The 20,963-nt window shown below is 70.8% G+C and carries 20 protein-coding genes; 11 read left to right on the forward strand and 9 right to left on the reverse strand.

Annotated features, from left to right (window positions below; all coding sequences use genetic code 11):
* Nucleotides 1-23: 23 nt before the first annotated feature.
* Entirely contained in the window at nt 24-1,616 is a 1,593-nt protein-coding gene (locus tag ABZS66_RS18750) for an ABC transporter substrate-binding protein (protein ID WP_354759155.1), read from the reverse strand.
* Nucleotides 1,617-1,778: 162 nt separating this feature from the next.
* Between ABZS66_RS18750 and ABZS66_RS18755 the strand changes: the two genes are divergently transcribed.
* Nucleotides 1,779-2,678 (forward strand): dihydrodipicolinate synthase family protein, encoded by a 900-nt coding sequence (locus ABZS66_RS18755; protein WP_354759157.1) that lies wholly within the window; start codon nt 1,779-1,781, stop codon nt 2,676-2,678.
* A 62-nt stretch (nt 2,679-2,740) separates the two neighbouring features.
* Here ABZS66_RS18755 and ABZS66_RS18760 read toward each other — a convergent pair whose 3' ends face one another.
* Both ABZS66_RS18760 and ABZS66_RS18765 read right to left on the reverse strand, forming a co-directional pair.
* The gene (locus ABZS66_RS18760; protein WP_354759159.1) at nt 2,741-4,354 is read right to left on the reverse strand and encodes a D-aminoacylase; all 1,614 of its coding nucleotides are present in this window, start codon (nt 4,352-4,354) and stop codon (nt 2,741-2,743) included.
* Nucleotides 4,351-5,526: a mandelate racemase/muconate lactonizing enzyme family protein gene (locus ABZS66_RS18765; RefSeq protein ID WP_354759161.1), complete on the reverse strand. Its 1,176-nt coding sequence runs from the start codon at nt 5,524-5,526 to the stop codon at nt 4,351-4,353. The genes ABZS66_RS18760 and ABZS66_RS18765 overlap by 4 nt, the downstream gene beginning before the upstream one ends.
* 231 nt (nt 5,527-5,757) lie before the next feature.
* Here ABZS66_RS18765 and ABZS66_RS18770 point away from each other — a divergent pair, with 231 nt between their 5' ends.
* Nucleotides 5,758-6,504 (forward strand): FadR/GntR family transcriptional regulator, encoded by a 747-nt coding sequence (locus ABZS66_RS18770; RefSeq protein WP_354759163.1) that lies wholly within the window; start codon nt 5,758-5,760, stop codon nt 6,502-6,504.
* A gap of 30 nt (nt 6,505-6,534) precedes the next feature.
* Entirely contained in the window at nt 6,535-9,183 is a 2,649-nt protein-coding gene (locus tag ABZS66_RS18775) for a PQQ-binding-like beta-propeller repeat protein (RefSeq protein ID WP_354759165.1), read from the forward strand.
* A gap of 52 nt (nt 9,184-9,235) precedes the next feature.
* On the opposite strand, the gene ABZS66_RS18780 is transcribed toward ABZS66_RS18775, so the two are convergent.
* The 3 genes from ABZS66_RS18780 to ABZS66_RS18790 are packed head-to-tail and all read right to left on the reverse strand — an operon-like array spanning nt 9,236 to nt 11,840.
* Nucleotides 9,236-9,409, reverse strand: a complete 174-nt coding sequence (locus tag ABZS66_RS18780; protein WP_354759167.1) for a YbdD/YjiX family protein — start codon at nt 9,407-9,409, stop codon at nt 9,236-9,238.
* Complete coding sequence (locus tag ABZS66_RS18785; RefSeq protein ID WP_354759169.1) at nt 9,409-11,577, reverse strand: carbon starvation CstA family protein; 2,169 nt, start codon at nt 11,575-11,577, stop codon at nt 9,409-9,411. The genes ABZS66_RS18780 and ABZS66_RS18785 overlap by 1 nt, the downstream gene beginning before the upstream one ends.
* The gene (locus tag ABZS66_RS18790; RefSeq protein WP_354759171.1) at nt 11,574-11,840 is read right to left on the reverse strand and encodes a DUF3311 domain-containing protein; all 267 of its coding nucleotides are present in this window, start codon (nt 11,838-11,840) and stop codon (nt 11,574-11,576) included. The genes ABZS66_RS18785 and ABZS66_RS18790 overlap by 4 nt, the downstream gene beginning before the upstream one ends.
* 137 nt (nt 11,841-11,977) lie before the next feature.
* Between ABZS66_RS18790 and ABZS66_RS18795 the strand changes: the two genes are divergently transcribed.
* Genes ABZS66_RS18795 through ABZS66_RS18805 form a run of 3 tightly spaced genes read left to right on the forward strand, consistent with a single transcriptional unit; the run spans nt 11,978 to nt 14,414 of the window.
* The gene (locus ABZS66_RS18795) at nt 11,978-13,498 is read left to right on the forward strand and encodes a sodium:solute symporter (RefSeq protein WP_354759173.1); all 1,521 of its coding nucleotides are present in this window, start codon (nt 11,978-11,980) and stop codon (nt 13,496-13,498) included.
* Nucleotides 13,495-14,073: a sigma-70 family RNA polymerase sigma factor gene (locus ABZS66_RS18800; protein WP_354759175.1), complete on the forward strand. Its 579-nt coding sequence runs from the start codon at nt 13,495-13,497 to the stop codon at nt 14,071-14,073. The genes ABZS66_RS18795 and ABZS66_RS18800 overlap by 4 nt, the downstream gene beginning before the upstream one ends.
* A complete protein-coding gene (locus ABZS66_RS18805) occupies nt 14,070-14,414 on the forward strand; it encodes a hypothetical protein (protein WP_354759177.1) in 345 nt (114 codons plus the stop codon). The genes ABZS66_RS18800 and ABZS66_RS18805 overlap by 4 nt, the downstream gene beginning before the upstream one ends.
* A 23-nt stretch (nt 14,415-14,437) precedes the next feature.
* On the opposite strand, the gene ABZS66_RS18810 is transcribed toward ABZS66_RS18805, so the two are convergent.
* The 3 genes from ABZS66_RS18810 to ABZS66_RS18820 are packed head-to-tail and all read right to left on the reverse strand — an operon-like array spanning nt 14,438 to nt 17,606.
* The gene (locus tag ABZS66_RS18810; RefSeq protein WP_354759179.1) at nt 14,438-15,310 is read right to left on the reverse strand and encodes a carbohydrate ABC transporter permease; all 873 of its coding nucleotides are present in this window, start codon (nt 15,308-15,310) and stop codon (nt 14,438-14,440) included.
* On the reverse strand, nt 15,307-16,224 hold the full coding sequence (locus ABZS66_RS18815) for a sugar ABC transporter permease (protein WP_354759181.1): 918 nt from the start codon (nt 16,222-16,224) through the stop codon (nt 15,307-15,309). The genes ABZS66_RS18810 and ABZS66_RS18815 overlap by 4 nt, the downstream gene beginning before the upstream one ends.
* Entirely contained in the window at nt 16,224-17,606 is a 1,383-nt protein-coding gene (locus ABZS66_RS18820) for an extracellular solute-binding protein (protein WP_354759183.1), read from the reverse strand. Before ABZS66_RS18820 ends, ABZS66_RS18815 begins: the two co-directional genes overlap by 1 nt.
* Nucleotides 17,607-17,852: 246 nt before the next feature.
* Between ABZS66_RS18820 and ABZS66_RS18825 the strand changes: the two genes are divergently transcribed.
* From ABZS66_RS18825 to ABZS66_RS18845, 5 genes are all read left to right on the forward strand, one after another.
* Complete coding sequence (locus ABZS66_RS18825; RefSeq protein WP_354759185.1) at nt 17,853-18,365, forward strand: methylated-DNA--[protein]-cysteine S-methyltransferase; 513 nt, start codon at nt 17,853-17,855, stop codon at nt 18,363-18,365.
* A 36-nt stretch (nt 18,366-18,401) separates the two neighbouring features.
* Nucleotides 18,402-18,893, forward strand: a complete 492-nt coding sequence (locus ABZS66_RS18830; protein ID WP_354759187.1) for a sigma-70 family RNA polymerase sigma factor — start codon at nt 18,402-18,404, stop codon at nt 18,891-18,893.
* Nucleotides 18,890-19,504, forward strand: coding sequence for a methylated-DNA--[protein]-cysteine S-methyltransferase (locus ABZS66_RS18835; RefSeq protein ID WP_354759189.1), 615 nt, complete (start codon nt 18,890-18,892; stop codon nt 19,502-19,504). Before ABZS66_RS18830 ends, ABZS66_RS18835 begins: the two co-directional genes overlap by 4 nt.
* A gap of 5 nt (nt 19,505-19,509) precedes the next feature.
* Entirely contained in the window at nt 19,510-20,235 is a 726-nt protein-coding gene (locus ABZS66_RS18840) for a 2OG-Fe(II) oxygenase (RefSeq protein WP_354759191.1), read from the forward strand.
* 115 nt (nt 20,236-20,350) lie between these two features.
* Nucleotides 20,351-20,962, forward strand: coding sequence for a dihydrofolate reductase family protein (locus ABZS66_RS18845; protein ID WP_354759193.1), 612 nt, complete (start codon nt 20,351-20,353; stop codon nt 20,960-20,962).
* Nucleotide 20,963 lies beyond the last annotated feature (1 nt).

The following is a 20,963-nucleotide window of genomic DNA, read 5'->3' on the forward strand; positions in this document are numbered from 1 at the left end:
CACCGATCCGTCACGAGACCGGATCAGCCGACGCTGGCGCGCACCAGGCTGTACGAGTCGTCGTCCAGCGGCGCGGTGAAGTTCTTCACCCGCTTGCTGACCGCCACCTGTGGCCACTGGTAGCCGACCACCAGCATCGGCAACTCGTCAGCCTGCCACTGCTCCAACTCCTTGAAAATGGTCTTGGCGTCCTCGGTGCTACCTGCGCCGAGTGCGCGATCGATCTTCGCGTCGAGCGCCGGGTCGGCGAGGTGGGTGGTCAGCGCGGTGAGCGAACCGCCGGTGCGGAACCAGTTCTGGTACAGGTCCGCCGCCCCGCTGGCGCCGGCTCCGCCGTGGTACATGGTGAACTTGCCCTTGGCCACGTCGCCCCAGTACGCCGCCGGGTCGTACTTCTCGGGGGTCACCTCGATGCCGATGTCCTTCAGGTTCTGCTGCAGCACCTGCACGTGACACCCGGCCGCCGGCCAGTTGGACTCGTACGGGACGGAAACCTTGAACGGCGTGCCGTCGGCGACGCCGGCGACGCCCTTGGCGGTCCGGGTGCCCCCGGAGCCTTCCACCCAGCCGGCCGCGTCCAGCAGCGCCTTGGCCTTGCTGACCGACTCCGCGCGGGCCGCCGTCTTGTACGTGCTGATCTCGACGTAGTTCGGGTCCCACGGCCGCAGGATGTTGCCGTAGGTGACGCCGCCGGTGCCCGACCAGCAGGCGGTCTGCCGGCCCTCCCGGTCGACCGCGTAGGCGACCGCCTGGCGCACGTTCTTGTCCGAGAACGGGGCCTTGGTGCGGTCCCAGCCCCAGAACAGCGGGGCCAGCGTGTCGGACTGGAGCACCTGCACCGATCCGCCGCTCTTCTTGAGCCGCTCGGCGTCGGTGTATCCGATGTTCGCGATGTCACCCGAGCCGGACTCGATGGCGGCGGCGTGCCCCGAGGGGTCCTCCGAGAACGTGTACCGGATCTTGGTGATCTTCGGCGGCGTCGGGTAGCTCGTGTTGACCTCGAAGATCGCGCTGCCCTTCGGGATGTAGGACGTGAGCTTCCACGGCCCGGAGGTCGCGGTCGGCGAGGTGAAGTAGTCCGCCTTCGCCTCGACCGCCTTCTTCGACAGGATCGCCGCGCTGCCCGGCCGGCTGACCGTCTCCGGGAAGATCCGCGACGGGGCCGACAGGGTGAACTTCACCGTCTTCGGGTCCACCACGTCGACCGTGGTCAGGGTGGACAGCAGACCCTTCATCACGTCGCCGGTCTTCATCCGCTCGAACGAGAACTTGACGTCCTCCGCCGTGACCGGGGAGCCGTCGCTGAAGCCCGCCTTGCCGTTCAGCGTGAACGTGTATGTGGTGTTGTCCGCAGATGCCTCCCACTTCTCCGCGAGCGCGCCGACCAGCTTGCCGTCGGCGTCCCGCTCGGTGAGCGTCTCGTACATCATCGCCATCGGGATACGCGAGGCATCGGCGGCAGCGACATTGGGGTCGAGGCCCTGGCTGGGCTCGGGTTGCAACATGGTGATCTCGGTGCCGGCGCCGTTGCCGCCGGATTCGGAGCCGCTACAACCGGCCAGCGCAGCCGCGCCGACCAGCAACAACACCGCGACAGACGCTGTCGTGGGCCGCATCCCGCCTCCCTTGGAGTGCCACTTGATAAGCGCAGACATTAGGTCGAGAGGTAGGGGCGGTCAAGTCCCTTGACATAGGTCATAGGTGCTACCGTGATTCGCCGTAGGGGTCGGCGTCGACCGATCCGGTCGTGACACCCCGCCGCCACCGAGAGGACGGTCATGCAACCCACCACCACCTGGGGCGGGATCTTCCCCGCCGCACTGACGATGTTCGACGCGCACGGCCGCCTCGATGAGGACGCCACCGCCGCACACCTCGACTGGCTGGTCGGGCAGGGCGCGCACGGCGTGGTCGTGGCCGGGACGAGCGGCGAGTTCGTGTCGCTCTCCGGCCGCGAACGCCGCCGGCTCTTCGAGGTCGCGGTCAAGGCGGTCGCCGGCCGGGTGCCGGTGATCGCCGGCACGGGCGCGTTCGGTACCGCCGAGACCGCCGAGCTGACCCGTGCGGCCGGCGAGGCCGGCGCCGCCGGGGCGATCGTGATCCTTCCGTACTACCAGCGACCGCATCGCGACGAGGTGATGGCGCACTTCCGGGCGGTCGGCCGGGCCGCCGACATCCCGGTGATGATCTACAACAACCCGGCCAACTCCGGCACCGAGCCGCTCTCCGCCGAGGACATCGGCACGCTGTACCACGAGGGCGTCGCACACGCGGTGAAGAGCACCTTCCCGACCGTGCACCAGGTCCACGAGGTACGGGCGGCCACCGACGACGGCTTCCGCACGTTCTACGGCAGCTTCATGGCCCCGCTGGAGGGCATGGCCGGCGGTGCGCACGGCTGGGTCAGCGGCATCCTCAACGTGGCCACGCCGGACGCGGTCGCGCTGTGGGAGGCCGTGCAGCGCGGGGACCTGCCCGCCGCACGGGAGGCATGGTCGCGCATCCTGCCGATCAAGTACCTCTACACGCGGCAGCCGCTCGGCCCGGTCAACGACCTCGCGATCTACCGGGAGATGCTGACCATGCGGGGCCTGCACGGCGGCTACAGCCGGACGCCGTTGCAGCCGCTGACCGCCGCCCAGCGGGAGACCCTGGCCGGCCTGCTCGCCGGGCGCTGACCCCGGCGGTGGCCGCGCCGCCCGGCGTGGGAGGCGCGGCCACCGTCACGACCGGTCCCGGCTCAGCGGATCGCGCCCGGACCGCGCAGCGCACGCCCCGGCGTCGCACCGGTGAGCACGCCCCCGTCGAGCACCAGCCGGCCGTTCACCGCGACGTAGGACATCCCCTGCGCCAGCTCGCGCGGGCGCTCGTAGCTGGCCGGGGCGTTGACGGTCGCCGGGTCGAAGACCACCAGGTCGGCCTTCATGCCGTCGCGCAGCAGGCCGCGGTCGGACAGCCCGAGCCGCTGCGCCGGGAACGAGCTCATCTTGCGGATCGCCTCGGGCAGCGACAGCAGCCGCTCCTCCCGGACGAAGTCGCCCAGGATGCGCGCGAAGCACCCGTACGCCCGGGGGCTGGGGTATGCGCCGATGAGCACGGCGTCGCTGGCGATCATCCCGAGTGGATGGCAGACGAACTTCCACAGCGTCATCGCCTGCGGGCTGGGCCTGGTGAACGTGGCACCCGGGTTGGCGGCCGACAGGTCGCACAGCGTCCCGGTGAGGTCCCCGCCCAGCTCGGTGACCACCTCGGCGAGGTTCCAGCCCTCGAACCGCAGGTGCGCGGGGTCGCTCAGGTTGCCCAGCCGGACGTCGACGAACGGCCGGCTCGCGGCGTACTGCCGCACCGCGGCGCTGTCGTGCAGCTCCGCGCGCAGCCGGTCGCGCAGCGCCGGATCGGACAGCCGCTCCTGCAGCAGGTCCGGCCCGTCCGCCTGCAACCAGCCGGGAAGCAGCCGGACCAGTCGCGTCCCGCCCCACTCGTACGGGTACGTGTCGAACGTGACGTCGAGCCCGTCCGACCGCGCGTCGTCCACCAGGTCGAGCATCCGCTGCGCACCACCCACGTAGGTGGCCCGCGACGAACGCGAGAAGTGCGTCAGCTGGACCGGGAGCCCGGCCCGCCGGCCGATCTCCAGCGCCTCCTGGAACGGGTCGAGGTACGTGTCGCCCAGTCCGTACCGGACGTGCGTGTGGTAGATCCCGCCGAAGCGCGCCGCTTCCTTCGCCAGCTCGACCAGCTCGTCGGTGTCGGCGTGGCTGCCCGGCGGGTAGTCCAGCCCGGTGGACAGGCCCAGCGCGCCGTCGCGCATCGCGTCACGCACGATGCCGCGCATCCGGTCCAGGGCGACCGCGTCGGCGGGCGCGGCCGACCAGCCCAGCGCGCTGATCCGGGGCGCCGTGTTGCCCACGAAGACCCCCACGTTGACCGAGGCGTTGCCGTCGTAGCGGTCCAGCAGGTCGGCCACGGAGCGCCAGGAGTAGTCGAGGTCCGGGTGGCCGGCGATGCCGGCGTTGAGCCGGACGAACCGCACCAGGTCGGCCGGGTCGTCGAACGGGGCATAGGAGAGGCCGTCCACGCCGAGGATCTCGGTGGTCACCCCCTGGCGCACCTTCATCTCGAGCGTCCCGTCGACCATCAGCACCAGGTCCGAGTGCGAGTGCGCGTCGATGAAACCGGGCGCCACCACCAGACCGCGGGCGTCGATCCGCCGATCGGCGGGCACGTCCGACACGTCGCCGCGCAGCACGTACACCCGGTCGTCACGGACCCCGACGGCGGCCTGGAAGCCGGGGTTCCCCGACCCGTCGACGACCAGCCCGGAGTGGATGAGCAGCTGGTACGGCGCGTTCACCGGGTACCTCCCTGGTCGAGCTCGGGCTTGAACGGGTGCTTGACGATCTCCTCGACCCGCAGCCGCGGCCCGAGGCCCGGCGCGTCGGTGACGACCCACTCGCCGTCCTCCACCCGGGGCGGGTCCTCGGTGTACCGGTCCCAGTACTCCAGCTGGCTCGGCGTGAGCATCGACTCGGAGATCAGCAGGTTGGGCAGCGTTGCGGCCAGCTGCCAGGTGGCCGCGCTCTGCAGCGGGCCGAAGGGGTTGTGGAACGCGATCGACAACCCGTGCACCTCCGCGCACGTGGCGATCTTGCGGGCAGCGGTGATGCCGCCGCAGATCCCCACGTCCGGTTGCACCACGGCGACCGAGTGCGCGCCGATGAACGGGGCCGAGCCGAAGTGGTTGCCCCAGCGCTCGCCGGCGGCGATCGGGGTGGACGTGCGGCGGCTGACCTCGAGCATCCAGTCCACCCGGTCGGCGGGTACGGGCTCCTCGATGAAGGTCAGCTTGTAGGGCTCCAGCGCCTCGCACAGGCGGATCGCGTTGGCCACGTTGAGCCGGCCGTGGCAGTCGAGCATCAGGTGGATGTCCGGGCCGACCGCCTCCCGGGTGGCCGCGAAGTACTCCGCGATCACCTCGAACGTCCAGGTGGGCAGCAGTTCCGTCTCGGTCTGCCGGGCCGGGATCAGCGCCGGGCGGTCGTGCCGGACGCTGGTCACCTTCTCGTAGAAGCCGGGCAGGGTGGTCTTCACGGCCTTGAAGCCGCGGTCCACCCGGTCCTTGACCTCGGCCGCCATCGCCTCCGGCGAGCCGCCCGCCTTCGCATGCGTGTACACCGGAACCCGGTCGCGGAACTTCCCACCCAGCAGGCGGTGCACGGGCACGCCCAGCGCGCGGCCGTTGAGGTCCCACAGTGCCTGGTCGAGCGCGCTGATCCCGATCGTGAGCAGGGTGCCGCCGAGGAACGCGTCACGGTACAGGCGCTCGGCGTGCTGCTCGATCCGGGTCGGGTCGCGCCCGATCAGGTACTCGGACAACTCCTCGATCAGGGCCGACACCGACCTGGTTCGCCGCCGCATCGCCACCTCGGCCTCGCCGACCACGCCCTCGTCGGTCTCGATCCGCAGGTAGATGGCGTTGTAGAACCCGAAGTCGGCGATCCACTGACGGACACCGGTGACTCGCATTGTCCCTCCCTCTGTTCCGCGCGCCAGGCGGACAGTCAGAGTCAACCATAGTTCGGCCCTAGGTCATACCTCAGGTTTCCGGGTTATTTCACGGCCAGCTACGCTGTTCTCCGAAGCTCGCCGAAACGCCCGATCTGACGTGAGTCAACGAATCCGGGCCGGCGAGCGGTCCGGCGAGAGCGGACCAAGATCGGACCTAGGGTCGAACACAGGTGGGAAGGGGTGACCGGCGTGACCATCGGAGCGTCGGCACGGCAGGGGCAGTGGCGGCACACCCGGGTACCACTCGGGGCGCAGATCGCGGAGCAGATCCGCGAGCTCATCAAGACCGAGGGGTTGGCCGACGGCGATCCGCTGCCCTCCGAGTCGGAGCTCGCCGGGCGCTACGGGGTCAGCCAGCGGGTGGTCCGCGACGCGCTGCGCACGCTCACCAACCAGGGCGTCGTCGAGACCCACCAGGGCAAGCGGGCCACGGTCAGCGGGCTGCGGCCGGTCGCCGTCGAGGACTATTTCCGGCTCGCCGTCGACGCCAACGAGGAGGCCATCGACGATCTCCTCGAGCTGCGGCTGGCGATGGAGACCAAGGCCGCCGGCCTCGCCGCGATCCGGGCGACGACCGAGGAGATCACCGAGCTTCGCAAGATCATGACGGAGCTCGCCGCGGCCGAGGACGACCTGACCCGCCGGGTCGAGCTCGACATGGCCTTCCACGACACGATCGCCCGCGCCTCGCGCAACCGGTTCTTCAAGGCCATCCTGGACGCGCTCGCCGAGGCGCTCACCGCCGAGCGGCACCGCGGCGGGCAGCTCACCGAGGCCGCCGGACTGACCCACGCCGAGACGAACACGCAGCACCAGGCGCTGCTGCTGGCCCTGGAGGCGCGCGACCCCCAGCTCGCCGAGCAGTGCATGCGGGCGATCCTGGAGCGTGCCCGGCAGCGCTTCCGGGATCTGGACAGCGGCAGCACCACCTCCTAACCTCTGTCTTAAGACAACATTGGGGGTGCGGTGGCCGACGGCGGACGGGCGGACTCCGGCCTCGCGGGCGCCGGGGAATGGTGGACCCCGCGCGGCGACGGACGCAACCTCGCCCGCACCGACCTGCCTGGCCGCTTCCACGCGGCCCCCGTCGAGCGGTGGCATCTCGACACCGGCGGCGACGTGCGGTTCGCGCGGACCGTCCGGGTCCGCGGCGCCGCAGCGTTGCTGGTCCAGGCGGGCAGCACGCTTGCCGCGACCGGCTGGGACGGCACGCCGATCTGGCGCGCGGACACGCTCGGCGTCACCCGCGTGCTGCACGCCGGCCGGTTCGGGCGGCCCGAAGGCTGGCACGCGCTCGTCACGACCGACGAGCGCACCGTGGTCCTACTCGACCTGGACACCGCCGAGCCGGTATGGCAATGGTCCACCGAGGCGCGCGCCAACCTCGCCGGTCCGGGCGCGTCCAAGGTGTTCGGCACCCCCGGCGCCCTGAACTGGGTGTGCTTCCCGACCTACTCGACGCGGGGACGCTGTGTAGAGTTCACCGACCCGGCACGCCCCCGCGTGGTGTGGGACGTCGACTACGGGGACAGCTACGACGCCGGCTTCGGCCCCACCGTCGCCGTCGCGGACGTGACCGGCACGGGCCGCTCCGAGATCGTGCTGTCCAGCCGATGCGGTACCGGATATGCCAGCACGGACACCGAAGCGCTCGTACTGGGGCGCGAGGACGGACGGCTGTACCAGGCGGTCCTCGACGCGGACACCGGCGCCGTGCGGCTCGCCACCAGCTACCGGCCCGACCCCGGCGACTACCCGTGCGCCCGGCCGTACGGCCTGCTCCAGCCGGTACCGCTGGACGGCGGTGCGCGCCTCGGCATCGTGCTGGTGAGCTGCCAGGTCGAGGAGTACGTCTCGGTGACCGGCCACTCCCCCGCCGGCCTCGACCGCGCGTGGGGCCACTTCGTGGAGAAGGACTGGCCCGAGGACCATCGCGAGCTGCGCCCGCAGATCACGTCGATCGCCGACGTGCGCACGGCCGGGCGCCCCGACCTCGTCGTCGGCCTCTGGCAGGACGGCCGGTGGCAGACCCTCGTCCTCGACCTGCCCGCCGGCGCGCGGACCGAACCGGGCCGCGACAGCCTCGCCGAGCGGGCGGTGGCGGCGCTGCCGGGCCGGTACTTCTGGGGATGCCACGACCTCAACGGCGACGCGATCGCCGAACTGGTGGTGAGCCGGGAGTCCGCACGCCGACCGGGCAGCCGGACCGTGCTGGAGCTCGTCGACGGCACGACCCTGGAAACCCTGGCCACCCTGCCCGACGCCGCGCTCGTCACCTCGTCCGACTCGGTGCTGCCCGAGCACGTCAACTTCAACGCCGACCGGCGCAGCCCGGTCGAGGTCCGCGACGCCTCGGGCGCCGCCGGCCTGCTGGTGCGGCGCGATGACGGCATACACGTCTGGACCGGCAGCACGCTGCGGCGGCTGGTCGGGCCGCGGTACGCCCGGGCCGACTGGTACGAGGGCGAGCTCATTCTGTCCACGGTGGACGGTCAGGTGAGCCGGTGCGGCCCCGACCTGCTCCCCGCCGGTCAGCCGGTACCCGCACCGGGCCGGTTCTGCCAGCCCCTGGTCTGGACGCGCGGACACGGCCCGGAGGTGGTGACCGACCTGGCGGGCGGCGAGGTCACCGGCGCCACACCCGGGCGCGGCGAACCCGGCCGGCTCGGGAACGCCTGGCGGGTGCCGGGCAGCCTGCCCGCGCTGCACCGCGACGACGGCGGCACCCACCGGCTCGTCGTATCCGCGGTGGACGACGACCATCCGGCGGTGATCGTGCACCGCGAACCAGGCGGCACCAGTGCGGAGCCGACGACCATCCGGCTTCCCGCGCCGCCTGCCCTGGCGCTGATACCGTACGGGCTCGCCTTCCGACTGCTGGCGAACCTGCACACCGGCGTGCACACCGCCGCGCTGGCCACGTTCGCCGATGACGGCACCCAACTGTGCGCCGACCCGCTGCACGGCGGCCATCCGAGCCGACCCGGCGTGGTGCCGCTGGGCGGCGACGTCTGGCTCATCGCCGCCGACGACCACGGCCGGCTACGGCTGTACGACGAAACCGGCAGGATCCGGGCGGAGAACGACTGGACCGCCGCCTACACGACCCCGCTCGCGATACCCGCACCCGACGGCGGCACCGCCGCCCTGCTGCGCGCGGACGGCATCCACGGCCTGGAACTCGTCGACCTCGACGGGCGGACCGTGTGGCGGGTCAACACCGAGCTGTGGCGCTACTTCCCCGGCCGCTCCGCGTTGGCGCGCGCACCCGAGCCGGGGCGGTGGCTGCTCGGCGCGGTCGCCCGGGACGGTGAGTTCGTCGCGCTCGACGCGGCCACGGGCGTACCACGCTGGCACCTCGACACCGGTCCCACCGTGCCCGAACGCGCGGTGGCGGCCGGCGACGTGGACGGCGACGGGCGCGACGAGTTCCTCGTCGGCACCCGCGACGGCCGCCTGCTCTGCCTGCGCGACGGTGAGATCCTCTGGTGGAAACAGTTCCCGGCGGCCGTGAACAACCCGGTGCTGGCCGACGTGGACGGCGACGGGCTCCTCGAGCTCCTGCTCGCCACGGCCGACGGGAAGCTGCGGATCCTGGTCCCGGACCTCGCCTGACCGGCCGGCCGGTCCGTGCATCCGACCGGCCGGCCGCGTTGTCATGCGTCGGTCAACAGCAGCGCACCGGCGACGCGGTCTTCAGGTGCTCGAACTCACGCCGGGTCAGCGGCGATCCGTCCCGGCAGTGCTGTCGCTGATGTGCGACGTAATGGTCGTAGCTGTTCTCGCCGGCGACTTCTCGGATGTACCACCAGAGTCGCGCCAGCAGGTGACGTACGCTCATCAGTCGCCGTCTCTCCGCCCGCCGCCGGCCCCGATGAGCTCCCGGCGCTCGTCCGCCGTGGCGAAGAGGCCCGCCGGCGCGAGGATCTTCGACTCGACGAAGGGCACCTCCGTTGTCGGGAGTTCGCGGCCGCGGATCACCGCCTGCACGCATACCCGGGCTCCGTCGACGATCACGATGATGATCAGGACCGCGAAGAGCACCGACAGTACGAGCTGCACGGTCGAGTTGGTGACGACCTGTTGCATCTGATCGAGGTTCTTGGCGGGTGCGAGCACCTTGCCCTGTTCGAGTGCGTCGGCGAAGCGCTGGCGCTGGGCGAAGAAGCCCAGCTTCGGGTCGGTGGAGAAGATCTTCTGATAGCTGGCGGTCATCGTCACGGCCGCGACCCAGGCCAGGGGGATGGCGGTGACCCAGGCCCATTTGAGCCGTCCGCTCCTGACCAGGATGACCGTGACGACGGTCAGTGCCAGGGCGGCGAGCAGCTGGTTGGCGACGGCGAACAGGGGGAAGAGCTGGTTGATGCCGCCGAGAGGGTTGGTGACACCGGTGTACAGGAAGTAGCCCCAGGCGCCCACGACCGCCGCGCTCGTCAGCCACACGCCAGGCAGCCAGCTGACCCGGCCGATCGGCTTCCAGATGTTGCCCAGCATGTCCTGGAGCATGAACCGGCCGACCCGGGTTCCGGCATCGACCGTGGTGAGGATGAACAGTGCCTCGAACATGATCGCGAAGTGGTACCAGAACGCCTTGAGCCCCGCCCCGCCGAGGAAGCCGGAGAAGATCTCGGAGATGCCGACCGCGAGCGTCGGCGCGCCGCCGGTGCGCGACACGAGCGTCGGTTCGCCAACGGCGGCGGACGCGGCCTGCAGGGTGTCGGGGGTGACGGTGAATCCCATGTTGGTCACCGCCGTCGCGGCGCTCTGGAAGGTCGCGCCTACCACGCCGGCGGGTGCGTTCATCGCGTAGTACAGCCCGGGGTCCAGCAGCGACGCGGCGATGATGGCCATGACCGCGACGAAGGATTCCATCAGCATGGCGCCGTAGCCGACGAGCCGGACCTGCGACTCCTTCTGGATCATCTTCGGCGTGGTGCCGGAGGAGATCAGGGCGTGGAACCCGGACAGCGCCCCGCAGGTGATGGTGATGAAGACGAACGGGAAGAGCGTGCCGGCGAAGACCGGGCCGTCGCCGCTGAAGGCGAACTTGGTGACGGCCTCGTTCTGCAGTACCGGAGCGGTCACCAGCACGCCGACCGCGAGCAGCGCGATCGTCCCGATCTTCATGAAGGTGGACAAATAGTCGCGCGGCGCCAGAAGCATCCACACCGGCAGGACGGACGCGACGAAGCCGTACCCGACCAGGCAGAAGACCAGGGTCTCGGGCTTGAGCGTAAACGCGCCGGCCCAGCTGGAGTCCTGGACCCAGCCGCCCGCGGCGATGGCGAAGACCAGCAGGCCGACGCCGATCACGCTGGTCTCGACCACGCGGCCCGGTCGGAGCACCCGCAGGTAGAAGCCCATGAACAGGGCGATCGGGATGGTCATGGCGATGGAGAAGGTGCCCCAGGCCGACTTCGCGAGCGCGTTGACGACGACGAGCGCGAGGACACCGAGCAGGATGATCATGATCGAGAAGACGGCCACCAGGGCTGCGACGCCGCCGACGCGGCCGATCTCGTCCCGGGCCATCTGACCGATGCTCTTCCCGTCCCGGCGCATTGACAGGAACATGACCACCATGTCCTGCACCGCCCCGGCGAAGACGACACCGACAATGATCCAGATGGTGCCGGGCAGGTAGCCCATCTGCGCCGCCAGGACCGGCCCGACCAGCGGCCCGGCGCCCGCGATCGCGGCGAAGTGGTGGCCCAGCAGCACGCGGCGGTCGGTGACGTGGTAGTCGATGCCGTTGTCCAGCCGCTCCGCGGGCGTGGCGCGCCGGTCGTCGACCTTGAGCACGCGCCGGGCGATGAACCGCGCGTAGAACCGGTAGGCGATCGCGTACGAGCACAGTGCCGCGACCACCAGCCAGATCGCCGAGATGCTCTCGCCGCGGGCCAGGGCGATGATTCCCCAGGCGACCGCGCCGGCGATCGACACGGCCGTCCAGATCACGATGGACCGCAGGCCCGGGCGGGCCCGGGTCGTCGGAGTGAAGATGCTCATGCATGCTCTCCAGGGTGGGGGTGTCCGCCTGGATGCGTCCCCGGCGTGCGGACCCGACGGTCCGCGTGCTTCAGCAGCAGATGACTGGCTGTCATCAGCGCCACGCTGAGGAAGATCCAGGCGAACTGGAACCAGTAGAAGAAGGGCAGCCCGGCCAGCCGGGGCGTGGTCCGCGCGTACAGCGGGACCCAGAGGATGGCCACGAGCGGCAGTGTCAGGCCGGTGTAGGCAGCGACTCTGATTGCCGTGCGGAATCTCGCCATCCCAGCCTCCCGAGCAGTCGTCGACGATGCCTGAATGTTGCGCACCCATGTCGCGCGGTTTACTGCCCGATTGCCTCTTGTTTCGTGTCAACCAATTCGAGAGCCTGCGCAACACACAGAGGACTGAGAGGGTGCCCATGGTCGATCCCGCCAGCACCGCCGCCTTTACGCTGGTCGTCGCCGGTACGTCGCTGCTCGCGATCGCCGCGCGGCGCTTCCGGGTACGCGACGAGCTGCCCACACTCGACGGCTGGGCGCTGGCGGGTCGGCAGTTCGGGGCCGTGCTGACCTGGTTCCTGCTCGGCGGCACGATCTACACGGCCTACACGTACGCGGCGGTGCCGGGTCTGGTGTACGGGATCGGGGCGCTGGGGTTCTTCGCGCTCGCGTACACGGTGATCGTCTACCCGCTGGCCTTCGTGCTCCTGCCGAGGCTGTGGCAGGTCGCGAAGGACAACGGCCACACGACGGTGGCCGACTACGTTCGAGCCCGGTACGACTCGCCGCTGCTCGCCCTCGCGGTGGCGCTCACCGGCATTCTCGCCACCATGCCGTACATCGCGCTGCAACTGCTCGGCATCCGCGCGGTCCTGGTAGCCGGCGGCCTCTACCCCACCGACGGGATCGCGGGCGACCTCACGCTGGTCGCGGTGTTCGCGGTGCTGGCCGGCGCCACGTACCGCAACGGGCTGCGCGCGCCGGCCGTCATCTCCGTGGCCAAAGGGGTCCTGGTCGGCACCACGGTCGTCGGCATCGTCGTACTCGTGCTCGACCGGCTCGGCGGGCCGCAGGTCGTGTTCCGGGCCGCCGAGGACGCCATCACCGCACGCGGCGTACCGGAGACCTCCTTGGCGCTCAGCCCCTCGCTCTACACCACCTATGCCACGCTGGCGCTCGGCTCGGCGCTCGCGCTGCTCATGTATCCGCACGTGCTGACCGCGTCCTTCGCCGCGTCCAGCGGCGACCAGCTCCGCAAGGCGATCATCGGGTTGCCCGCATGGACCGCGGTGCTGGGGCTCTTCGCGCTGCTCGGCGTCGCGGCGCTCGCCGCGGGCATCGAGGCCCGGCCCGGCAACGCCGAGGCTGCGGTGCCGCTGATGGTGCGCGAGCTGGCCGCACCGGTCGCCGCGGGGCTGGTGTTCGGTGCGCTCGCGGTCGGGGTACTGGTGCCCGCCGCGGTGATGTCGGTCGGCGCGGCGACGCTGTTCGTCCGCAACGTCTACGTCGAGTACTTCCACCCGACCGCGACACCGAAGCACCAGGCCCAGGTCGCCCGCGCGGTGTCGCTGGTGGCGAAGTTCGGGGCGCTGGCGTTCATCTTCGGCCTGCCGGACCAGGACGCGATCAACCTGCAACTGCTCGGTGGAGTGTGGATCCTGCAGACCTTCCCCACGGTGGCGCTCGGGCTGTTCACCCGCTGGCCGCACCGCGGCGCGCTGCTCGTGGGCTGGCTCGTCGGCATGGTCGCGGGGACCGTGCTGGTGGCCTCCGGCGGCTTCTCCTCGGTCGTCTCGTTCGCCGGCGTGCACGTGTACGTCGCGCTCGCCGCGCTGGTGCTCAACCTCGCGGTCGCTGCCGCGCTGACCCCGGCGCTGGACCGGCTCGGCGTGGCCCGCGAGCTCGGCAACGGTACCGCCACCGGGGCGGTGGTCCCATGACGCAGCAGGTCTCGTCACGCCCGCCCGCACCGGCCGCCGATCCGGCGCCGGCCGGCCTCGACCCCACCGGCGTGAACCTCGCCGACCTGGACCGCGAGGCCGCACTGGCCAGGCTCTTCGACGCCAACCACACCCCGCTGCTGCGCCTGGCGGTGCTGCTGGGCGCGGAAGGCGAGGCCGAGGACATCGTCTCGGAGGCGTTCTACGAGCTGTACCGCCGCTGGCACCGGTTACGCAGCCACGACGCCGCGCTGAGCTACGTGCGCGCCGTCGTCTGCAACCTCGTGCGGATGCGGGTGCGCCGGCTGCAGGTGGCCCGCAGGCACGCGGAGCCGGCGATCGAGTCGGTCGGGTCGGCCGAGGCCGAGGTGCTGCTGCGCGACGACCAACGTGCCCTGGTGGAGGCGATCAAGCAACTGCCGGCCCGGCAGCGGGAAGCGCTGGTCCTGCGGTACTGGCTGGATCTGCGAGAATCGGAGATAGCCGCGGCAATGGGTATCTCGGCCGGCGCGGTCAAGTCACACACGTCGCGAGGTATGGCCACGCTCACGCGGTTACTGGAGGAGCGGAGATGAGTGGCGTTACCCCCAGCCAAGGACCCGGTCAGGCACCCGGAACCGGTTCGGCCGCGGGCTCGGGCGTCGCCGAGGAACAGCTCCGTGACGTGTTCGACGCGCTCGTCACCTCGGTCCACGGCGCGTCGAACCGCTACCCGGCCGCCCTGGCCGACTGGAGGCGCCGGGAACGCCGGCGGCGGATCGTCCTGGCGATCCTCGCCGCGGTGATCTTCGCGCTGGCCGACATCATCGGCCTGTGGGCGCTCAGCCGCGCCGACGTCAACATCCACATCATCTTCGATGACCGGCCGGGAAGCAGCACCGAGGCGCCGAGGACCGGCATCGGGCCGCCGCCGTAGCCGCCACCGGCGTCTCCGCATGGTCAGGCCACGGTCACCGCGCCCGCGGTGAACCCCGCGACGAATCGCTTGAGCAACAGGTTGAAGACCACTCCGACGGGCACCGCGACCAGCACGACGGCACCTTGTAGGGACTGCCAGTAGAACAGGTCGCCGCGGATCAGCTCGGTGGGGATCCCGGTCGAGACGACCTTCCCGGCGGTGGGAGAGACGAACGCGATCGCGTACAGGTACTCGCTCGCGCACAGCACGAAGCTGAGCACCACGACCGCGACCACCCCGGGCACCGCCAGCGGCAGCGCGACCCGGCGGAAGGCGGCGAACCGGGTACAGCCGTCGACCAGTGCCTGCTCCTCGACCTGCGCGGGGATGGCGCTGAAGAAGCCCATCATCAGCCAGACCGACACCGGGACGGTCAGCGTCGGGTAGACCAGCACCAGGGCCCAGTCCGAGTCCTGCAGGCCGGCGGCGGCGACGAGCCGCGACAGCGGCAGGAACAGCACGCTCGGCGGGACGAGGTAGCAGAGGAAGATCGCCATACCGAGCCGGCCGGCCCATGGCCGCCGCAGCCGCGCGAGCGCATAGCCGGCCGGCGTGGCGAGCAGGAGGGTGGCCACGACCACTGCCGCGCCGATCCACAGGGTGTTCCAGGCGAACGTCGGGAAGGCCGTGTGCCGCCACAGGTACGCAAGGTGGTCGGCGGTCGGCGGGGCGTTGAACCACAAGGGACTGTGCGCCGGGTCGTACAGGTCCCGGTTGAGCTTCACGGCGGTGATCATGCTCCACAGGAACGGGCCTGCGCCCAGCAACGCGGCCGCGTAGGCCGCCGCGTGCACGGCCACACCACCCAGCCGTTGCCGCCGCCGCGCCCGCTCGGCGCGCCGCGCGGGGATCACCGGGCCACCATCCGGCGCACCAGGCCGAGGATCGTCAGCGTCGCGGCCAGCAGTACGGGCAGCAGGAACAGGGCCACCGCGGCGCCCTGGGCGACGTCACCGCCGTCGATGCCCCGGCGGAACGCCAGCGTGGCAAGCACCTCCGTGGAGTGGGTCGGGCCGCCGTTGGTCAGCACCCGGACCACCGCCATGTCGCTGAAGGTGAACACCGCACAGAACAGGCCCGCGACCGCGACGATCGGGGCGGTCAGCGGTACCGTCATGAACCGGGCCCGCAGCCAGCGGCCGGCGCCGTCGACGCGCGCGGCCTCGTAGATGTTGCGGGGGATCGACACGAGCCCGGCCATGATGATGACGGCGGTGAGCGGCGTGAGCCGCCATGCCTGCACCGCCACGACCGATGCCATGGCCGTCGACGGCCGGCCGAGCCAGTTGACGCTCTCTCCCACGCCGAGCAGGCCGAGCTGCCGACCGGCCCAGTCCAGCGGCGAGTAGACCGAGTCGAGCATCCACAACCACGCGACCGATGACACGGTGACCGGGGTGACCCAGGGCAGCAGCACGCACAGCCGCACCAGCCAGCGTCCGTACACCCGCGCCAGCATCAGCCGGGCCACCACGTTCCCGCCGACCACCGCCAGCGACGTGGTCAACGAGGTGATGACGCACGTGTTGAGCAACGCCTGCCAGAACACCGGGTCGGCCAGCGCGCGTTCGATGCCGGCCAGGCCGGCCCAGTCGAAGGTCGGGTCGGCGACGGTCACGTCCGAGACGGCGAACGCGACGGCCAAAACCATCGGCCCGAGGATCAGGGCGGCGACGTAGGCGACGGTCGGGACGACGAACAGCGATGCCAGCGCGCGATCGCGATCGCGACCGCGGCGCCCGCGCGGCGGGAAGAGGTGGTGTCCCATCAGGCCACCAGCCCCCGGGCCCGCCACCTGGCGTAGATGGACCGGACCTGCGCCGCGGCGTCGGCGACCGCGACCGCGGCGCTGACCTCGCCGCGCGCCGCGCGGGCGAACATGTCGGGGATGACGAAGCTACCGGCGACGTCACCGACGGCGGCGTTGGCGGTACCCGGGTGGCCCAGGTCGGCGCTCCACCGTGCGGCGTCGACGAGCAGCCCGAGCTTGCCGGGCGGGTCGGCGCGGAACGGGTCGCGCTGCAGCCAGGTCGCGAGCTCCGGGGTACGGCTGGGCCAGGCGCACAGGTCGTACAGCATCGACGAGTAGGTGGCGGCGGCGAAGTTCGCGGTGTAGTGCAACAGGAACTCCTGTCCGGCGGCGGCCCCGGTGGCGTACTTCGGGATGACCCAGTTGTGCACGAGGTGGTGCGCGGCCACGGCACCCGCCGGGCCGGCCAACGCCGGAAGGAAGTCGATGTCGGCCGCGATCGCCGGCGTGGAGCGCTGCGCGGTACGCCAGGCCGAGATCGAGTTGCTGATGTACGACAACCGGCCGGCGACCAGCCCCTGGTTGTTGGACGTGGGGATCCACGAGAAGACCTCGTCGGTCATGGCCTGGCGGTACAGCCGGGTCATGAACTCCACCGCCGCCACGGCCTCGGGCGTGTCGAGCGTGACCCGCCCCTCGGCGTCCTGAACGGACGACCCGAACGACCACAGCAGGGAGCGGCCGACCATGTTCGAGTCGAGCTCCTGTGACATGCCGAGCCCGAGCTGGACGCCGGTGGCGCGGCGGATCTCGGCCCCGCCGCGCAGCAGTTCGTCCCAGCTCGAAGGGCCGTCGGGCAGGCCGATCTTCGACCACATCGAGCGCCGGTAGTTCCCGGGATCCGGCACCCAGCCCGGCGCGTAGGCGAAGTACCGGTTCGTCGCCGGGTTGAAGCTCGACCGCCGGCACAGTTCCAGCTGCGGACCCCACCGCCGGTTGGCCTCCCGGACGAGGTCGGTGAGGTCCAGCACCGCCGGTTCGAACTGCGGCAGCGGCGCCACGTACTGGATGAGGTCGTGCCCCCGGCCGGCGTAGATCTCGGCCGCTACGCGGGTCGTGATCTGGCCCAGGTCGATGTGGTCGACGGTGACGTCGACGCCGACCTGGCCGGCCCACCGGCGGACGAAGCCGTCGAACCAGCGGTCGTACGTCGGCACGAAGTGGCTCCACGCAAGGATCCGCAGCGTGCCGGACAGCTTGGCCGTCGGCGGCGTGAACTGCTCTGCCGGCCCGACCGCGCCGAAGGTGTCGTCATCTTCGTGAGCGCAGCCGGCGGCCAGCGCCACGCCGGCGACCGCTGCGCCGCCGACGAACCGGCGCCGACTCAGCCGCGCGGACAACAGGTTGGATGGGAGCACACATTACTGTTGCCGCGGCGGCCGAATCGTTTACCGGCCGGAGCCTTCCAGGTCTCGGCCGCATGACGGCTCACACCTGAGGGCGTTTGGGTCATCTCGACCTGGAACCGACCGAATATTGCCTTATCGCCCGTCAGCGGCATTCGGCGTCGGGTTATCTGTCGAAACTGCCGTCTCACGTTCGGCTCCGATCTGACGTCTACAGGGCGTAGAGAGAAAGGAACCGCGATGAGTACGCGACACATACTGGTGGAAACGACTCTCGGATCGGTCACGATCGTCGCGAGCGGCGACGCGATCACCGGCCTGTACTTCCGCCATCACATCCGCCGGCCCGCGCAGGAGACGTTCGGGCAGGAAGTGACGACGGCCGCGGATGCGCTACTGGCCGAGGCAGCTGGACAGCTGATCGACTACCTGGCCGGCGGCCGACGCGCGTTCGACCTTCCGTTCGACGCCTCGGGTGACGCGTTCCAGCGCGCCGTGTGGAGCATCGTCGCCGAGATCCCGTTCGGTGAGACCGCCACCTACGGACAGATCGCGGAGCGGCTCGGCGACAAGTCCCTGGCCTACCGCGTCGGCCAGGCGGTCGGCGCGAACCCGCTGTGCATCTTCGTGCCGTGTCACCGCGTCGTCGGTGCGAATGGGAACCTCACCGGCTACGCCGGCGGGCTCAAGCGGAAGCAGGCGCTGCTGGAGCTTGAGGAGCCCGCTCAGGTGCGCGCCGGACGATTGTTCTAGCGAATCTCGCCTTCGCCGTCTTCACCTGGGATGAACATGAAACAGCCGTTCGAATCAGTGGTCGCGCAGCACAGCGTCACCGTGCTGCGCGTCTGCCGTGCGCTCCTGGGGGTGCAGGACGCGGACGACGCATGGTCGGAGACCTTCCTCGCCGCGTTGCGCGCCTACCCGGACCTTCCGGAGACCGCGAACGTCGAGGCCTGGCTCGTGACCATCGCCCGCCGCAAGGCGATCGATGTCCAGCGGGCCGCGAAGCGGGACCCGCTGCCGGTGGAGACATTGCCGGAAGCGCCGACCTCGATCGGAGTCCCGGGCACCGACGACACCGATCTCTGGGAGTTCGTCGGCCGTCTCCCCGGCAAGCAACGGCAGGCGATCACCTTTCGGTACCTCGCCGGCATGTCACATGCGGAGATCGCGGCGATCCTCGGCGGAACCGTCGACGCGGCACGAAGAGCCGCCGCCGACGGACTCAAGACCCTCAGGAAGCACTACCCGGGCGCGAACACGAAAGGAGCAGTCCAATGAGCGACGTCCGCAACGATGACGCCCTCACCGCCCTGTCGGCGCCCATCGACCCCGAGACCCTGGCAAGGCTGCACGCCCGACTCGAGCACGAGGCGCACGCCGAGGGTCTCGTCGACGTCGCGTACACGACCGTCGACAGCCCGGTCGGGAAGCTGCTGCTCGCAGCGACCACGAAGGGCCTGATCCGCGTCGCCTACGCCCGCGAGGACCACGACCGCGTGCTGGAGAACCTGGCCGAGAAGGTCAGCCTCCGCATCCTGCGCGCACCGAAGCGACTCGACGACGCGGCGCGCGAGCTCGATGAGTACTTCGACCGCCGCCGGAAGGTTTTCGACCTGGCGCTCGATCTGTCCCTCTCGCGCGGCTTCCGGCAGCTCGTCCAGCGGTACCTCCCGGAGATCGGATACGGCCAGACCCGCAGCTACCGGGAGGTCGCCGAGCTTGTCGGCAACCCCAGGGCCGTGCGCGCCGTCGGCACCGCGTGCGCGACCAACCCGCTGCCCGTCGTCGTTCCCTGTCACCGGGTGCTGCGCGCCGACGGATCGCTCGGCGGCTACGTCGGCGGGGTCGATGCCAAGGCCATCCTGCTTGAGCTCGAGGTCGCAGCATGACCACCATGGCGAAGCCCCCCGCGAACCCCTGGCGGGAACGCGTCGAATCCGCGGACTGGGCCGCCGTTGCGGCCGAGATCGACGAGTACGGCGGCGCCCTGCTCCCGCAGTTCCTCGCCCCCGAGGAGGCGAAAGGGATCCGCGAACTGTACAACCGCGACGAGCTGTTCCGCAGCACGATCAACATGGGCCGGCACCGCTTCGGCGAAGGGCAGTACCGGTACTTCGCGGCACCGTACCCCGAGCCGATCGAGGCGCTGAAGCAGGCTCTGTACCCGAGGTTGCTGCCGATCGCCCGTGACTGGTGGACCCGGCTCGGCCGGCCCGCCCCTTGGCCGGACACCCTCGACGAGTGGCTGCAGATGTGCCACGACGCCGGGCAGACCAAGCCGACGGCGATTCTGCTCCGCTACGGCGAGCATGACTGGAACGCACTGCACCGCGACCTCTACGGTGACCTCGTCTTCCCCCTCCAGGTCGTGATCAATCTCAACGAGCCCGGAGTTGACCACACCGGCGGCGAGTTCCTCCTGCTGGAGCAGCGGCCCCGGGCGCAGTCCCGCGGCACGGCCACCCTCCTGCCGCACGGTCACGGGTATGTCTTCACCACCCGCGACCGCCCCGTCCGCTCCGCCCGCGGCTGGTCGGCGGCACCGGTGCGGCACGGGGTCTCCGCGATCCGCTCCGGCGAGCGGCACACGCTCGCCCTCGTCTTCCACGACGCGGCCTGAGCACCCTCCGCGCGATCGCGTGAGACGGTCCCGAACCGGCCCACTCGATCGGCACGGAACTGGACCTTACCGCTGGACCGGTCCTCGTTCTACGGTCCGGTTTATGAACAACCTGATGGGAAACGTTGTGCTCAGCGTGAGTCTGTCACTGGACGGCTTCAGCGCCGGACCCGACATCAGTGTCGAGCGGCCCATGGGCGACGGCGGCGAGCGGCTCCACGAATGGTTGTTCGACAGCGACTCCGATCGGGCCGTGGCCGCCGACGCCACGTCACCGACCGGGGTCGACGCCCAGGTGGCGCGGGAGCTGTTCGCAGCGACTGGGGCGGTCGTAGTGGGACGGCGAACCTTCGACGTGGGCGTCGACCTGTGGGCGGACACCCCGTTCCCGGTGCCCTGCTTCGTGCTCACCCATGAGCCCCGCGAACAACTGGTCATGAAAAGCGCAGCGTTCACCTTCGTCACCGACGGGGTCGAACGTGCGCTTGAGCTGGCGCGAGCGTCAGCCGGGGACAAGGACGTCCTCGTCATGGGCGGTGCACGCACCGCACAACAGTTCATCAGGGCCGGGCTCGTCGACGAGGTGCAGATCCAGCTGGTACCCGTCCTGCTCGGCGCGGGTGCCCGGCTGTTCGACCACCTGGGCTCCAACCACATCGAGCTGGAACGAACCGCACTCCTCGGATCACCGCACGTCACGCATCTTCGATTCCGCGTCCTGAAGTAGG

Origin of the sequence: Dactylosporangium sp. NPDC005572, assembly GCF_040605515.1 — a bacterium.
Taxonomy (GTDB): domain Bacteria; phylum Actinomycetota; class Actinomycetes; order Mycobacteriales; family Micromonosporaceae; genus Dactylosporangium.